Raw genomic sequence first — 14,561 nt, 5'->3', positions numbered from 1 at the left:
TGAAGCGTGACTTACGCGTCGGCATCCTCGAGAAGGTTGCGGGTGCGGTTCGGGTCCACCGGGATGCCCGGGCCGGTGGTGGTCGAAACGGTGACCTTCTTGACGTAGCGGCCCTTCGCGGAGGACGGCTTCGCACGCAGGATCTCGTCCAGCGCGGCGCCGTAGTTCTCCACCAGCTTGGCGTCGTCGAACGATGCCTTGCCGATCACGAAGTGCAGGTTGGCCTGCTTGTCGACGCGGAAGTTGATCTTTCCGCCCTTGATGTCCGCGACAGCCTTCGTGACGTCAGCCGTCACGGTGCCGGTCTTCGGGTTCGGCATCAGGCCACGCGGTCCGAGGACGCGGGCGATGCGGCCGACCTTGGCCATCTGATCGGGAGTCGCGATGGCGGCGTCGAAATCGAGCCATCCACCCTGGATCCGCTCGATGAGGTCCTCGGCACCGACGGCGTCGGCTCCAGCTGCCTCGGCCTCGGCGGCCTTCTCTCCGACTGCGAACACGATGACGCGGGCGGTCTTACCGGTGCCGTGCGGCAGGTTGACCGTGCCGCGGACCATCTGGTCCGCCTTGCGGGGGTCGACGCCCAGACGGACGGCAACCTCGACGGTCGCGTCCATCTTGCTCGACGACGTCTCCTTCGCCAGCTTCGCAGCCTGCAGCGGGCTGTACAGCTTGTCGAAGTCGATCTTCTCAGCGGCGGCGAGATACGCCTTGCTGCGCTTTGCCATTTCTTCTGTCCTAACTTCTCACCGCAGTGTGTGTCTTGTCTGCGATGGTGAATGGTTCAGTAGTGGTCTGGGCCTGGCCGGCCCTCCCACGCTTTCTTCGACGGCGGTGCCGTCAGTCGATCTTCGACGGCGGTGCCGCCGATCGATCAGGGCTGACTCAGCCGTCGACCGTGATACCCATCGAGCGTGCGGTGCCGGCGATGATCTTCGCGGCCTGCTCGATGTCGTTCGCGTTGAGGTCTTCCTGCTTGGTCTTCGCGATCTCGCGCACCTGATCCATGGTCACGGAAGCGACCTTGGTCTTGTGCGGCTCGCCGGAGCCCTTCTGCACGCCTGCAGCCTTGAGCAGCAGCTTGGCAGCCGGAGGGGTCTTCAGCTTGAAATCGAAGGTCCGGTCTTCGTAGACCGAGATCTCGACCGGCACCACGTTGCCGCGCTGGGACTCAGTCGCCGCGTTGTAGGCCTTGCAGAATTCCATAATGTTCACGCCGTGCTGACCAAGCGCGGGACCCACGGGCGGTGCAGGGTTAGCCTGACCGGCCTGGATCTGAAGCTTGATGAGCCCTGCGAGCTTCTTCTTCTTGGGGGGCATCTCGATTTCCTAATTCTTGCTGGGTGTGTTTCTTGCTACTGCAGTGCAAGTATGTGGCGCTAGATCTTCGCGACCTGCGTGAAGGACAACTCGACCGGGGTCTCGCGACCGAAGATCGAGACCAGGACCTTGAGCTTCTGCTGCTCGGCGTTGACCTCGCTGATGCTGGCGGGCAGCGTGGCGAACGGGCCGTCCATGACGGTGACCGACTCGCCGACCTCGAAGTCGACCTCGATGAGCGGCTTTGCGAAGCTTTCTCCGCCGGTCTCGCCGGCCGAGACGGTTGCCGCGGCGGCCTGCTTCTTCTGCTCCTGCTGCGGGAGCAAGAACTTGATGACCTCGTTGAGGGTCAGCGGGGACGGGCGCGACGTCGCACCGACGAATCCGGTGACGCCGGGCGTGTTGCGCACGGCTCCCCAGGACTCGTCGTTGAGATCCATGCGGACCAGGATGTAGCCGGGCAGAACCTTGCGGTTGACCTGCTTGCGCTGACCGTTCTTGATCTCGGTGACCTCTTCGGTGGGAACTTCCACCTGGAAGATGTAATCGCCGACGTCGAGGTTCTGGACACGGGTCTCGAGGTTGGCCTTGACCTTGTTCTCGTAACCCGCGTAGGAGTGGATGACGTACCAGTCACCGGGTGCGCGGCGCAGAGCGGCCTTGAGTTCCGCAACGGGATCCTCGGGCTCTTCGGCCGTCACAGCCTCGTCGGCGGGCGCAGCCTCGTCAGCGGTCACAGCCTCTTCGGCGGTCACCTCGTCCTCGACGATCTCGTCGGCCGGGGCGTCCTCTGCACCGTCGATTTCCGCGGCTTCGGTGCCCTCGTCGGCAGCCTCGACATCCACTTCGGCTGCCGCCTCGGCAGAAACACGCTCTTCGGCCAAAGCCTCATTCGTGTCGTTCTCGGGGGTGCTCACTGGGGCACTCGCTTCCTCTCGTCACTCACATACTTCGGATCCACCGGGGCGGATTCCGTCAACCGAACAACCAGGTGACGCCCTTGATGACCACCAGATCCAACACGCCGATGAACGTCACCATGAACACCACGAAGACCAGGACGACGCTGGTGTAGGTGATCATCTGCTTGCGATTGGGCCAGATGACCTTGCGCAGCTCGGCGATGACCTCGCGGAGGAACCGGCGCAGGCGCTTGAAAATGTTTTCCTTGCGCGGCTTGTCGGCGCGATCCTTCTTCGCCGGCTTGACCTTGGTGGTCGTGTCCGACTTCGAGAGTTCCGGTGACTTCACGGAACTCGCGGCGACCTCGGTACCTGCCTGCGAACGACGGCCCTGGCGCTTACCGCTGGGCTTTCCCGAGGGAGTGGCGGAACGCGTGGTGGTGGCGTCGGCCGCGGTGTCGTCGGCACCGTCCGGGCGCGTCGACCCTGAAGTGTCGCCGTCGCGCTTGGCGCGCTCCTCGCTCACGTCGTTCCTCTCAGTCGCTGGCATCCGGGGGCAGGGGCGACAGGACTTGAACCTGCAACCTGCGGTTTTGGAGACCGCTGCTCTGCCAGTTGAGCTACGCCCCTTTGGTCGGGAGACCTGGTCCGAAACTAGCCTCGGACCAATTCTTGACCGACCTCTCTGTGATTACATGACACGCGCGCCACCCTTGCCGGCCATACAGCACCGTAGGGCAGCGCGCAGCGCTGAGTAATCCCAGAAATCTCAGTGTACTTCAAAGCCCCGGAACAAACCCAATCCACCCGGCTGTCAGGCCAGACGGACCGTTGCGGTGGCGCGACCGAAGATCTTCTTTCCCTCGGAACGCGCCACGATCGCGACTACTGCTGTCTTGCTTTCTTCGTCGAGCGATTTCACCTTACCGGTGTACTCGACCTGCGCGGCCTCGTCCTCACGGACGTAGACCGAGCTCGTGAAACGAACGTTGTATTCCTTGACAGCACCCGGATCTCCGAGCCACGACGTGACGAAGCCGCCGCCGAGACCCATGGTGAGCATTCCGTGCGCGATCACGTTGTCCAGACCGGCGAGCTTGACGACCTCGTCGCTCCAGTGGATCGGGTTGGGATCGCCGGACACGCCCGCGTAGTTGACCAGGTCGCCACGCGTGAGCTTCACGATGCGCTCGGGGAGTTCTTCACCCACCGAGACGTCCTCGAACTTACGAAGCGCCATGCATGATCACGTCCTTGACTGCGTGAGCGATGTTCTCGTCGACCTCGCCACCGGTGCGCGCGACGAGCGTCGTCCACGTGGTCTGGACCAGTTCGTCGTACTGATCGGTGACGATGTTCTTGGTGACGATGATGTCGCTGCCGCCCATCTGACGGAACGACTCCAGGTACACGTCACAGACCAGGCGGTCGCCGACCTTGATCGGCTTGTGGAACTCGAGCCGCTGATCGGTCTGGAGAATCTGGCTCGGGTCGTAGCCCGTGACGATCTCCTTGAAGAGACGTCCCTGGGCGATGATGCCGACGAGCGAGATGAACGTCAGAGGAGCGAGGAGACCGTCGTAGCCGAGGCCCTTCGCGGCTTCCTCGTCGTGGTGAGCGGGGTGCCAGTCCTGCACGGCACGCGCATACTCGCGCACCTTCTCGCGTCCGACCTCGTAGAAATCGTCGACGCGGTAGTGGTGCCCGACCATTGCCAGTGCGTGCGCGGCAGGATCAGCAGGAACAGCCTCGGGCACGTATGCCTCTGTCTCTGTCACAGTGTCAGTCACGCGAAAGAACCTCTTCTACCCTTGACGTCAGCGCGTGAGGGCAGCCTAGAGGACTCCCTTCGCGAACGCAGTCCTAGTTCCGGACCGTGTTACTTGGACTCGCGATGCGACTGGTGAGTTCCGCAGTTCGGGCAGAACTTCTTGATCTCCAGGCGATCGGGGTCGTTGCGCCGATTCTTCTTGGTGATGTAGTTGCGGTGCTTGCATACCTCGCAGGCCAAAGTGATCTTGGGCCGAACGTCAGTCGAGGAGGCCACGGGATGCCTTCTTTCGGGTGAATCTGATTACGAACAATCAGGGTGGATCATGCATATTGTGTAGCGGTGACCGGACTTGAACCGGCGACGCAACGATTATGAGTCGTTTGCTCTACCAACTGAGCTACACCGCCTCGGTGTCGAGTGTCGCGCACTAGGCGCTCCACTTCAATCCAGCGAGCCCCCTAACGGAATCGAACCGTTGACCTTTTCCTTACCATGGAAACGCTCTGCCGACTGAGCTAAGGGGGCGTGCTTCGCTCGCACATCGCTGCGCGCTGAAGCCTTGACGAGATTACACAGAGTTCGCGTCCAGAACCAAATTGCCTGGTCAGCGGCTTTCGTATGTCGCTGCACCCGGCAGTTCGGGTCGGCAGCCCACACAGAGCGGGGTGCCGGCCGGACAACCGGTCCCGGCCACGAACGACAGAACCCCGGTGAGCTGTCGCTCACCGGGGTTCTGTGTGTGGCAGATGTAGGATTCGAACCTACGTAGGCATAAGCCGACGGATTTACAGTCCGCTCCCATTGGCCGCTCGGGCAATCTGCCGGGGTTGCACGAGGAGCGCGAAATCTGTGCGAAATCGCTCTCCGCTGCGGAAAGAAGAATACAACGAACGGCCCCCCGTTTTGCAAACCGGGTGGATACGGGCGGTTGCGAACCGATAGCGTCGAATCTGCTCGTCGGCATTCGGCGGGCCCCCGGCCGGGTCGCGGCGGGGAGAACTAGACGAAACCGGGAGTGTGAAGTGGCTGATTCGTCCTTCGATGTGGTGAGCAAGGTGGAGCGTCAAGAGGTGGACAACGCCCTGCATCAGGCCGGCAAGGAGCTGTCGACCCGGTTCGACTTCCGGAACACGGGAGCATCGATCGAATGGTCCGGCGAGGAAACCATCACCCTGACGGCCGACACCGAGGAGCGACTGCTCGCCGCCCTGGACGTCTTCAAGGAGAAACTGATCCGGCGTGACATCTCCCTGAAGGCGTTCGACGCGGGCGAGCCGGCGCAGTCCGGAAAGATCTACAAGCTGTCGGGCAGCCTCGTCCAGGGCATCACCACGGAGAACGCCAAGAAGATCACCAAGAAGATCCGCGACGAGGGCCCCAAGGGCGTCAAGGCGCAGATCCAGGGCGACGAACTGCGGGTGAGCAGCAAGAAGCGCGACGACCTGCAGGCCGTGATCTCCCTGCTGAAAGGTGAGGACTTCGGGATCGCGCTGCAGTTCGTGAACTACCGGTAGAGGCGCTCCGCACCCGTGCGCCTTTCTGGTCGTAGGAACGACCAGAAAGGCGCACGGGCGGCGAAGCCGCCTACATCCCCGCCATGCGCTCGAGCCGCTCGATCCGGTCGGCCATCGGCGGGTGGGTGGAGAACATCCGGCTCATCTTCTCGCCGGTGCGGAACGGGTTGGCGATCATCAGGTGCGACTGCGCGGCGAGCTGAGGCTCCGGCGGCAGCGGCGCAGCCTGGGTGCCCTGCTCCAGCTTCCGCAGCGCAGACGCCAGCGCCAGGGGGTCGCCGGTGAGTTCTGCGCCCGACTGGTCGGCCTGGTACTCCCGCGACCGCGACACCGCGAGTTTGACGACCGTCGCGGCGATGGGCCCGAGCAGCGACACCAGGAGCAGCGCGATCGGGTTGGCGCCCTGTCCCCCGCCGCGTCCGCCGAACATGTTGGCAAACATGGCGAAGTTCGCGAGTCCCGACACAACGGCGGCCATGGCGCCGGCGACGGAGGAAATCAGGATGTCGCGGTTGTAGACGTGCGACAGCTCGTGTCCGAGCACGGCCCGCAACTCGCGTTCGTTGAGGATCTGCAGAATGCCGCTCGTGACGCACACCGCGGCGTGGCGCGGACTGCGCCCGGTGGCGAACGCGTTGGGCGCGGACGTGGGGCTGATGTAGAGCCGCGGCATCGGCTGGTGCGCGGTGGTGGCCAGTTCCCGGACGATGCGATAGATGACCGGCGCCTGCACCTCGGTGATCGGCTGGGCGTGCATGGCCTTGAGCGCCATCTTGTCGCTGTTGAAGTACACATACGCGTTCATTCCCACCGCGAACACGATCGCCAGCAGCAGGATGGTGGGGTTGCGGAACAACGCGCCGATGAACACGATCAGCGCCGACATGCCGACCAACAGAACCAGAGTCTTCGCCCCGTTTGCGTAGCGCACGTCACGCCTTCCTTGTCGTTGTCACCCGATCACGTCACCCGAGTTTCGGGATCTTGATCATTCAACGAAACACGGTGGTGGGACGGTTCCCGCTCGGACGACGAGAAATCGGGTGAAGACGAGTTCGGGTACTGACGATACGGCTCAGCCGACACGCTCGATCGTGTAATCGACGAGCTTCACGAGGGCGTCGTTGGCGGGGCCCTGCGGCAGCTCGGCGAGCTGCGCGCGTGCCTGGACCGCGAACTCCTCCAGCTTCGCCTTGGCGGCGGCCATGCCGGGTGACCGTTCGAGGAGCGCGAGCGCCTCCGCGACGTCGTCGTCGTTGGTGACGGGGCCGTCGAGGAGCACCCGGAGGCGATCGGCGTCGGGTCCCTCGTCGCGCAGCGCGTACAGCACGGGCAGCGTGTGGACGCCCTCACGCAGGTCGGTTCCGGGTGTCTTGCCGGACTGGGCGGACACCGAGGAGATGTCGATGATGTCGTCGGAGATCTGGAAGGCGGTGCCCACGGCGTCGCCGAGGCGTTCGAGCCGCTTCACGTGGTCGGCGTCCGCGCCGGAGAAGGTGCCGCCGAAGCGTCCGCACGCCGCGATGAGCGAGCCCGTCTTCTCCCACACGACCTTGAGGTAGTGCTCGACCGGATCCTGCTCGCCGCGAAGCCCGATCGTCTCGCGCATCTGGCCGGTGACGAGTTCGGCGAACGTCTCGGCGATGATGCGCACCGCCTCGGGTCCCAGCGTCGAGACGAGACGGGACGCGTGCGCGAACAGATAGTCGCCGGCGAGGATCGCAACGCTGTTGCCCCACCGCGAGTTCGCGCTGGGTGCACCGCGGCGCATCGACGCCTCGTCCATCACGTCGTCGTGATACAGCGTGGCGAGGTGGACCAGCTCGACGACGGTGGCCGCCGTGACCACCGACGGGTCGGAGGCCTTCGGTCCGAGCTGGGCGGTGAGCACCGTGAACAGCGGACGGAAACGCTTGCCTCCCGCCTTCGCGAGATGCAACGCCGCCTCCGTGAGGAAGTCCTCCCCGTCGGAGAGCTCACTGACCAGCAGTTCCTCGACTTGCTTCAGTCCTTCACGGACCGTGGCAGCGAGCTGCGGGTCGCCGAGATCGATCCCGGCGACCGTAGTGCCCACTACAGCGTCGGCAGCGGTGTGTGCTGCGCCCTCGGTGCTCACGTTCTCAGTACCCATCCTGTCGTCAGTGACGGCTCGGTTCCCGCGCCGTCGGTGGCGGCTCGGCTACCACGGTAGTGAACCTAGCGGTTCCGCTGCCCGTCGGCCTCGCCGCGGTCGCATAGCGAAGCCTGACAGGATGTAGGTGTGGTCGCAGCAGAACAGTCGCCCGCGGGATCCCCGCTTCCCACCGCCACCGATGTCCTGGTCATCGGTGCTGGTCCGGCCGGTTCCTCGGCTGCCGCGTGGGCGGCCCGCGCGGGACGTGACGTGGTGCTCGCCGACGCGGCGGTGTTTCCTCGCGACAAGACGTGTGGCGACGGACTCACTCCGCGTGCCGTCGCCGAGCTCGACCATCTCGGTCTCGGCGACTGGGTGCGGTCGAAAGGGACCAACCGCGGGCTGAGGCTCAGCGGGTTCGGTCAGGAGCTCGAACTCGAGTGGCCGGGAAGGTCGTTCCCGGCCGTCGGCAGTGCGGTGGCCCGCACCGAGCTGGACGACAAGATCCGTGCGACCGCCGTCGACGCCGGAGCCGTCATGGTGCAGGGCGCCAAGGCGATCGGCGTGGAACGGGACGGCGACCGGGTGACGGCGGTGACGCTGAAGACGTCCGACGGAACCCACACCATCGGCTGCCGGACGCTGATCGTCGCCGACGGCGTCCGATCCACACTGGGCAAGCAGCTCGGCCGTGAATGGCACCGGGACACGGCTTACGGTGTTGCCGCCCGCGCCTACATCGCCACCGACCGCAGCGCCGACCCGTGGATCACCTCGCACCTCGAGCTGCGGGACGGGGCGGGGACGCTGCAGTCGGGCTACGGCTGGGTGTTCCCCCTCGGCACCGGAGAGGTGAACATCGGGGTCGGCACCCTCGCCACCGCCAAACGTCCGGCCCCGGGTGCGCTGCGACCGCTGCTCGACCTGTACACGGCGCAGCGGCGCGACGAGTGGAAGTGGGACGGCGAGCTCCGCGCGGTGGCGTCGGCGTTGCTGCCGATGGGCGGTGCGGTGTCGCACATCGCCGGCCGGAACTGGGCGATCATCGGCGACGCGGCGGCATGCGTGAATCCGCTGAACGGCGAGGGCATCGACTACGGGCTCGAAGGGGGGCGCCTGGTCGCGGAGATCCTCGACTCCGACGACCTGACGGAGCTGTGGCCCGCGATTCTCCGGGAGCGGTACGGCCGGGCGTTCTCCGTGGCGCGGCGACTCGCCGGGCTGCTGACCGTCCCCCGGGTTCTGCCCGCGTCCGGTCCGGTGGCGATGCGGTCCCGTGCGCTGATGACCATCGCGGTCCGGGTCATGGGCAACCTCGTCACCGAGGAAGACAGCGACCTCACCGCCCGCGCGTGGCGGGCGTCCGGTCTGCTGTCGACGAAGGTCGACTCGCGACCGCTGTTCGGCTGAGGTTCAGCGGGTGGCGCGGTGCAGGGCCACCACACCGCCGGTGAGGTTGCGCCACTGCACGTTCCGCCACCCGGCCGCCTCGATGCGCAGCGCGAGTTCCTGCTGGGTCGGCCAGGCGCGGATCGATTCCGCGAGGTACACGTAGGCGTCGGGATTGCTGCTGACGGCGCGCGCGACCCGCGGCAGGGCCCTCATCAGGTACTCCATGTAGACCGTGCGGAACGGCCCGAACACCGGGGTCGAGAACTCGCTCACGACGAGGCGCCCGCCGGGTTTGGTGACCCGGGCGATCTCGCGGAGACCGGCATCGAAGTCGGAGACGTTGCGCAGCCCGAAGGAGATGGTCGCGGCGTCGAACACGGCGTCGGCGTAGGGCAGGTGCATCGCGTCGCCCGCGACCATCGGGACGTCGCGTCCGCTGCCTGCCTGCAGCATTCCCTTGGAGAAGTCGGTGGCCACACACCACGCACCCGACCGTCCGAGCTCGACGGTCGACACCCCGGTCCCCGCCGCGAGGTCGAGAACGCGCTCCCCCGGCTTCAGTGCCAGGGCCGAGCGCGTCGCCTTGCGCCAACTGCGGTCCTGACCGAACGACAGGATCGTGTTGGTGAGGTCGTAGCGCTTCGCGACGCCGTCGAACATCGACGCGACCTCGTGCGGATCCTTTTCGAGCGACGCCCGCGAACCGTGTGTAGTTGCCACGCCCGAAACGCTACCAACCGCGCCCGGCGCCGATGTCGGCGCCGGGCGCGGTGGCGAGGCGGTCACTTCTTGGAGACCCGCACCAGCTTCTTGTTGACGAATTCGTCCATTCCCCACGGACCGAGTTCGCGGCCGACGCCGGAGCGCTTGACGCCGCCGAACGGCAACCCGGGAAGCGTCGTGCCGTGTTCGTTGACGAAGGCCATGCCGACGTCGAGCCGGTCGGCGACTTCCCGCGCCCCGTCGAGGTCGGTGCTCCACACCGAACCGCTGAGCCCGTAGGAGGAGGAGTTGGCGAGTTCCACGGCCTCGTCGGCGGTGGCGACCTTGTAGACGACGCCGACCGGTCCGAACAATTCCTCGCTGTACGCCCGCATCTCGGGGGTCACGTCGACGAGCAGCGTCGGTTCGACGTACGAGCCGGGGCCGTCGATCTTCTTCCCGCCGGCGAGGAGCGTCGCACCCTTGGCGACCGCGTCCTCGATCTGCTCGATCAGCGAATCCGCGGCGCTCTGCGAAGACAGCGGCCCGAGGACGGTCTTCGCGTCGAGTGGATCGCCGGTCGGGGTGGCCTTGAACGACTCGGCGAGCTTCGAGACGAACTCGTCGTAGTTCGGCTCGGTCACGATGAATCGCTTGGGCGAATTGCAGGCCTGGCCCGCGTTGGACAGGCGGGCACGGGTCGCGGTCTTGACCGTCGCGTCCATATCGTCGGTGTCGAGGACGACGAACACGTCGGACCCGCCGAGTTCGAGCACGACCTTCTTGAGGTTGCGGCCCGCCGTCTCGGCGACGCTGGTCCCGGCCCGCTCACTGCCGGTGAGAGAGACGCCCTGGACACGCGGATCCGCGATCATGTCGGCGATCTGCTCGTTGGTGGCGAACACGTTGATGTACGCATCCTCCGGGAGACCGGCCTGCCGGAAGATCTCCTCCATCAGCAGTGCCGACTGCGGACAGTTCGGGGCGTGCTTGAGCAGCACGGTGTTGCCGAGCATGAGGTTCGGCGCCGCGAAGCGGGCGACCTGGTAGTACGGGTAGTTCCACGGCATCACGCCGACGAGCACACCGATCGGCCTGCGGTAGACCACGGATTCGTCCGCGCCCGGCACGTCGAGCCGTTCCGCCTCGAGCAGTGCGGGGCCGTTGTCCGCGTAGTAGCGGTAGATCGCCGAGGAGAGCTTGACTTCGCCCTTGGCCTCGCGGACGGGTTTGCCCATCTCGAGGGCGATCATCCGCGCCAGTTCGTCTTCGCGCTCCGCGTAGAGATCGGCGGTTCGGCCCAGGATCCGGGCGCGTTCCTCGGCGGGGGTGGTCCGCCAGTGGAGATATCCGCGGTGGGGGCGGGACAGCGCCGACTCCACTCCTGCATCGTCCAAGGTCGTGAATTCCCGGACGGTTTCACCGGTCGCGGGATTGACAGTCTTGTACTTCGCCATACTGCGGGCAACCACGAGACAGCCTCTCGAATTCCCCACCGGAATCGATGCGGTGGTCAGGCCGCCCGGGACTCGCGAAAGTCCTGCCCGCCCACAACCGCCGCGTAGTGACCCAGCAGCTCGTCGCAGATCGCAGGCCACGTGCGGTGCAGCACCGACTGCCGGGCGGCCTCCCCGAAGCGGGCCCGCATGCGGCGGTCGCGCAGCGCCTCGACGGCGCTCGGCAGCAGTTCGCCCAACCGGTCGACCGGAAGCAGGTAGCCGTTGCGGCAGTGCGCGACCAGATCGCGCGGACCACCGGCATCCGGTCCGATCACCGGCACCCCGCTGGACAACGCCTCCTGCACCGCCTGGCAGAACGTCTCGTGCTCGCCCGGGTGGACGAAGACGTCCAGGCTCGCATAGGCCTCGGCCAGCTCCACACCGCCGAGCTGGCCGGTGAACACCGCATCGGGCATCAACCTCTGCAGGCGCGCCCGTTCCGGACCGTCGCCGACGATCACCAGCCGCACCCGCTGGTCGCCGGCGACTGCCGCCAGCCGCTCGACGTGTTTCTCGGGTGCGAGCCTGCCCACGAATCCGACGACCAGCCGATCCGAGCCGCCCAGCCAGGAGTCCCGCAGACCGGTGCTGCGACGCGACGGCGCGAATCGAGCGGTCTCCACGCCGCGCGCCCAGCGGTGGACCCTCGGAATCCGCTGCTCGGCGAGCGCCTCGACCGCCGACGTGGACGGCGCGAGAGTGCGCGTGCAGCCCCGGTGGATGCGACGGGTCCAGGCCCACGCCGCACGGCTGGTGATGCCGAGGCCGTAGCTCTCGGCGAAACCCGCCACGTCCGTCTGGTACACCGCGACGGTGGGAACGTCGAGCCGGTGCGCCGCACCGAGCCCGCCCGCCCCGAGGAGGAACGGCGACGCCAGATGCACGACGTCGGGGTCGAACGCCCGCAGCGCGGCGGTGAGCCCGGGCTGCGGCAGGCCCACCGGGAGCGAACTGACCTTCGGCACCATCACCGCAGGCACCCGGTAGACGGGTACGCCGCCGTGTTCGGTCGGCGCGGACGTCTGCGATCCGACCGTGTCCGGGGCGACGACCATCGCCTGGTGTCCGGTGCGCTGCAAATGGTCGAGAACCCGCAGCACCGAGTTGGTCACACCGTTCATGTTGGGAAGAAACGATTCCGCGACGATGGCTACTCTCACGCGCTCAGCGTGGCAGTGCTCGTGGTCACAGCAGCGAGATCGACGTGACCGTCGCGCGAAGTTCCGGGAAACTCAGGATGACACTGTCGGCTGGGCCTCCGCCGAACTCTCCCGCCGCCGCAGGTACCAGATCACCGGTCCCGCGATCAGCCAGGTCACGACGATCAGCGAACCGGCGGGGACGACGGCCACGCTGGCGTCGCGCCCGGACACCCGCACCAGGTCAGGGTCGCTGCGCGCGTACTCGACGTCGATCCGCTGCCCCACCGTGAGCTTGGTCGGGTACAACACGCCCAGTTCGGGGTTGTGCGTCACCCCGTCGGGCGTGACGAAGCTGATGGCGGACCTCAGCGATCCCGCCGACAGCACCTCCGCCGTGGCCACGCCCCGGTCGGATTGGATGGTGTGGTCGTTGCGCCAGGCGGCCAGCACGAGAAGCACGGCGAGGACCGAGATGCCGATCGCCGTCACCAGCACCCCCCGCCGGACGCGCCGCGACACCCGCGCATTCACAGTTGTGCCCGCACCGCGGCGTGCAGTTCGCGCAGCCCGGAACGTTCGGTGGTCACCTCGAGCACCCGGATGCCGCGGTCGCCGGGCGCCTCCGGCGCACTCAGCCGTGTCGAGAGCTCACCCAACCCCACCAGGTGATGCTCCACCCGGTAGGCAGCGCAGAGTGCGGCGAGATCCATCCCGTGCGGAGTGCCGAAAACCCGCTCGAATACCCCGGCATACTGGGGATCGCCCTGTTCGAGCAGTTCGAAGATGCCGCCACCGTCGTCGTTCGCGACCACGATGGTCAGGTCCCGGGGACGCGGTTCGCCCGAACCGATGAGCAGCCCGGACGCGTCGTGCAGGAACGTGAGGTCGCCCAGCAGGGCCACCGTCCGCCCCTCCTCGTAGGCCAGGGCCGCCCCGACCGCGGCGGACACGGTGCCGTCGATGCCGGCGACACCCCGGTTGGACAGCACCCGGATCTTCGGCGCCGGATAGCTGACGAGCGCGGCGTCCCGCACGGGGTTCGACGCCCCGAGCAGCAACTGGTCACCGTCGGCCAGGGCGTCCATGACGGCGGCCGCCACGTGCAGTCCCGTCGCCTTCGGGTGCGCGGCGAGCTGCGCGCGCACCGCCTTGTCGGTGTGCTCGGACAGCGTGCGGCACCGATTGATCCAGGCCCGGTCGGGTTCACCGGACACGACCGCGCGGGTGCCGGTGGCCAGCACGTTGCCGGACACGTCGGGCCAGCGGGGGCCGGTGGTGAGCGCGTAGACGGCAACCGACGGATCGGCGAGGACCTTCGACACGGACCGGTGGAGGGTGGGGCGCCCGGTGATGACGGCCTGCCGCGGTTTGAGCTGCGGCAACGCCATCGGATGCACCGGGATGCCGTGCAGCGGCGCGGTCGGCTCGGCGACCGTCGGAAGTCCGGCGAGTTCCGGCCGCAGCGCGGACCCGTGCCCGGAGATCACGATGGTGTCGGGGGTGAGGTCGAGGTCCATCGGCACGTCGAGCGTCGCGTGCTGGGTGGTGGTCCACGCCGCCCCACCCGGTCGTCCCTGCGGGACCGGGCCCTGCGCGTGGACGTCGGGAACGAGCGGTTCCCGGAGCGGGATGTCGAAGTGCACGGGACCGGCGTTGCCCGACCTCGTGCCGCGCGCTGCGGCGAGGACCCGGCACACCGCCGAACGCCACTGGCTGTTCTGCCCGGCATCGTCCTCGGCCAGGCCCAGGCTGATGGTCGCGCGCACCTGGCTGCCGAACAGTCCGAGTTGCTCGATGGTCTGGTTGGCGCCCGTGCCGAGCATCTCGTACGGGCGGTTGGCGCTGAGCACCACGAGCGGCACCCGGGCGTAGTTCGCCTCGAGGACCGCGGGTCCGAGATTGGCGACCGCGGTGCCGGACGTCATGACGATCGGGACGGGGCGCTTACCGGCCACAGCGAGGCCGAGCGCGAGGAATCCCGCGGTGCGTTCGTCGATGCGCATGTGCAGACGCAACCGGCCCTCGAGATCGGCGGCCTGCAGGGCGAACGCCAACGGCGCGTTGCGCGAACCCGGGCAGAGCACGACCTCGCGTACTCCCCCGCGGACCAGTTCGTCGACGACCGCGGTGGCTTGTGCAGTGGACGGGTTCACGACATCAAGAGTGTCAGATACTCCGGCAACCCCGTCCGGCGACCTCGCCG

16 protein-coding genes and 4 tRNA genes are annotated in these 14,561 nt (G+C 67.0%); 2 read left to right on the top strand and 18 right to left on the bottom strand.

What is annotated here, in order from left to right; translation table 11 throughout:
• Positions 1–11: 11 nt before the first annotated feature.
• The 11 genes from rplA to QM841_RS04410 all read right to left on the bottom strand — a co-directional run bounded on the left by rplA (position 12) and on the right by QM841_RS04410 (position 4,819).
• Positions 12–728: a 50S ribosomal protein L1 gene (gene rplA / locus QM841_RS04460; protein ID WP_005252097.1), complete on the bottom strand. Its 717-nt coding sequence runs from the start codon at positions 726–728 to the stop codon at positions 12–14.
• Between the two features lie 157 nt (positions 729–885).
• Positions 886–1,320 carry a 50S ribosomal protein L11 gene (gene rplK, locus QM841_RS04455; RefSeq protein ID WP_005252095.1) on the bottom strand — a complete coding sequence of 145 codons (435 nt, stop codon included), beginning with the start codon at positions 1,318–1,320 and terminating at the stop codon, positions 886–888.
• Positions 1,321–1,379: 59 nt separating this feature from the next.
• Positions 1,380–2,237: a transcription termination/antitermination protein NusG gene (nusG, locus tag QM841_RS04450; RefSeq protein ID WP_283331056.1), complete on the bottom strand. Its 858-nt coding sequence runs from the start codon at positions 2,235–2,237 to the stop codon at positions 1,380–1,382.
• A gap of 58 nt (positions 2,238–2,295) precedes the next feature.
• Positions 2,296–2,748, bottom strand: coding sequence for a preprotein translocase subunit SecE (gene secE, locus QM841_RS04445; RefSeq protein WP_157951354.1), 453 nt, complete (start codon positions 2,746–2,748; stop codon positions 2,296–2,298).
• A 31-nt stretch (positions 2,749–2,779) separates the two neighbouring features.
• A tRNA-Trp gene (locus tag QM841_RS04440) sits at positions 2,780–2,852 on the bottom strand.
• Between the two features lie 184 nt (positions 2,853–3,036).
• Positions 3,037–3,462, bottom strand: coding sequence for a (3R)-hydroxyacyl-ACP dehydratase subunit HadB (gene hadB / locus QM841_RS04435; RefSeq protein WP_005252091.1), 426 nt, complete (start codon positions 3,460–3,462; stop codon positions 3,037–3,039).
• On the bottom strand, positions 3,449–4,012 hold the full coding sequence (hadA, locus tag QM841_RS04430; protein ID WP_009474668.1) for a (3R)-hydroxyacyl-ACP dehydratase subunit HadA: 564 nt from the start codon (positions 4,010–4,012) through the stop codon (positions 3,449–3,451). Before hadA ends, hadB begins: the two co-directional genes overlap by 14 nt.
• Positions 4,013–4,101: 89 nt before the next feature.
• Positions 4,102–4,269, bottom strand: a complete 168-nt coding sequence (rpmG, locus tag QM841_RS04425) for a 50S ribosomal protein L33 (protein ID WP_005252089.1) — start codon at positions 4,267–4,269, stop codon at positions 4,102–4,104.
• Between the two features lie 61 nt (positions 4,270–4,330).
• A tRNA-Met gene (locus QM841_RS04420) sits at positions 4,331–4,403 on the bottom strand.
• 45 nt (positions 4,404–4,448) lie between these two features.
• A tRNA-Thr gene (locus QM841_RS04415) sits at positions 4,449–4,521 on the bottom strand.
• A 215-nt stretch (positions 4,522–4,736) separates the two neighbouring features.
• A tRNA-Tyr gene (locus QM841_RS04410) sits at positions 4,737–4,819 on the bottom strand.
• A 199-nt stretch (positions 4,820–5,018) separates the two neighbouring features.
• On the opposite strand from QM841_RS04410, the gene QM841_RS04405 reads away from it, so the two are divergent.
• Complete coding sequence (locus QM841_RS04405; RefSeq protein ID WP_007298080.1) at positions 5,019–5,510, top strand: YajQ family cyclic di-GMP-binding protein; 492 nt, start codon at positions 5,019–5,021, stop codon at positions 5,508–5,510.
• A 70-nt stretch (positions 5,511–5,580) separates the two neighbouring features.
• Here the strand turns inward: QM841_RS04405 and htpX are convergent, their stop codons facing one another.
• Together htpX and QM841_RS04395 are read right to left on the bottom strand one after the other, a co-directional pair.
• Complete coding sequence (gene htpX / locus QM841_RS04400; protein ID WP_005252087.1) at positions 5,581–6,441, bottom strand: zinc metalloprotease HtpX; 861 nt, start codon at positions 6,439–6,441, stop codon at positions 5,581–5,583.
• Positions 6,442–6,585: 144 nt separating this feature from the next.
• Complete coding sequence (locus QM841_RS04395; protein ID WP_016882791.1) at positions 6,586–7,641, bottom strand: polyprenyl synthetase family protein; 1,056 nt, start codon at positions 7,639–7,641, stop codon at positions 6,586–6,588.
• Positions 7,642–7,770: 129 nt separating this feature from the next.
• On the opposite strand from QM841_RS04395, the gene QM841_RS04390 reads away from it, so the two are divergent.
• A complete protein-coding gene (locus QM841_RS04390) occupies positions 7,771–9,033 on the top strand; it encodes a geranylgeranyl reductase family protein (protein ID WP_283331054.1) in 1,263 nt (420 codons plus the stop codon).
• A gap of 3 nt (positions 9,034–9,036) precedes the next feature.
• On the opposite strand, the gene QM841_RS04385 is transcribed toward QM841_RS04390, so the two are convergent.
• The 5 genes from QM841_RS04385 to menD all read right to left on the bottom strand — a co-directional run bounded on the left by QM841_RS04385 (position 9,037) and on the right by menD (position 14,511).
• Positions 9,037–9,735, bottom strand: coding sequence for a demethylmenaquinone methyltransferase (locus QM841_RS04385; protein WP_005252082.1), 699 nt, complete (start codon positions 9,733–9,735; stop codon positions 9,037–9,039).
• Between the two features lie 62 nt (positions 9,736–9,797).
• Entirely contained in the window at positions 9,798–11,174 is a 1,377-nt protein-coding gene (locus tag QM841_RS04380; protein ID WP_283331306.1) for an NAD-dependent succinate-semialdehyde dehydrogenase, read from the bottom strand.
• Positions 11,175–11,230: 56 nt separating this feature from the next.
• Positions 11,231–12,376 (bottom strand): glycosyltransferase family 4 protein, encoded by a 1,146-nt coding sequence (locus QM841_RS04375; protein ID WP_283331053.1) that lies wholly within the window; start codon positions 12,374–12,376, stop codon positions 11,231–11,233.
• Positions 12,377–12,448: 72 nt separating this feature from the next.
• On the bottom strand, positions 12,449–12,889 hold the full coding sequence (locus tag QM841_RS04370; RefSeq protein WP_283331051.1) for a DUF3592 domain-containing protein: 441 nt from the start codon (positions 12,887–12,889) through the stop codon (positions 12,449–12,451).
• Positions 12,886–14,511, bottom strand: a complete 1,626-nt coding sequence (gene menD, locus QM841_RS04365) for a 2-succinyl-5-enolpyruvyl-6-hydroxy-3-cyclohexene-1-carboxylic-acid synthase (protein ID WP_280779919.1) — start codon at positions 14,509–14,511, stop codon at positions 12,886–12,888. The genes QM841_RS04370 and menD overlap by 4 nt, the downstream gene beginning before the upstream one ends.
• Positions 14,512–14,561: the final 50 nt, after the last annotated feature.

Origin of the sequence: Rhodococcus sp. IEGM 1307, assembly GCF_030056915.1 — a bacterium.
In the GTDB taxonomy this organism is placed as follows: Bacteria; Actinomycetota; Actinomycetes; order Mycobacteriales; family Mycobacteriaceae; genus Rhodococcus_F; species Rhodococcus_F opacus_D.
This window is presented reverse-complemented; position numbering and strand designations above follow the sequence as displayed.

Coding starts and splice junctions, on each gene's coding strand:
- rplA (WP_005252097.1), bottom strand. CDS start 728: ATGGCAAAGCGCAGCAAGGCGTATCTCGCCGCCGCTGAGAAGATCGAC.
- rplK (WP_005252095.1), bottom strand. CDS start 1,320: ATGCCCCCCAAGAAGAAGAAGCTCGCAGGGCTCATCAAGCTTCAGATC.
- hadB (WP_005252091.1), bottom strand. CDS start 3,462: ATGGCGCTTCGTAAGTTCGAGGACGTCTCGGTGGGTGAAGAACTCCCC.
- QM841_RS04395 (WP_016882791.1), bottom strand. CDS start 7,641: ATGGGTACTGAGAACGTGAGCACCGAGGGCGCAGCACACACCGCTGCC.
- QM841_RS04380 (WP_283331306.1), bottom strand. CDS start 11,174: ATGGCGAAGTACAAGACTGTCAATCCCGCGACCGGTGAAACCGTCCGG.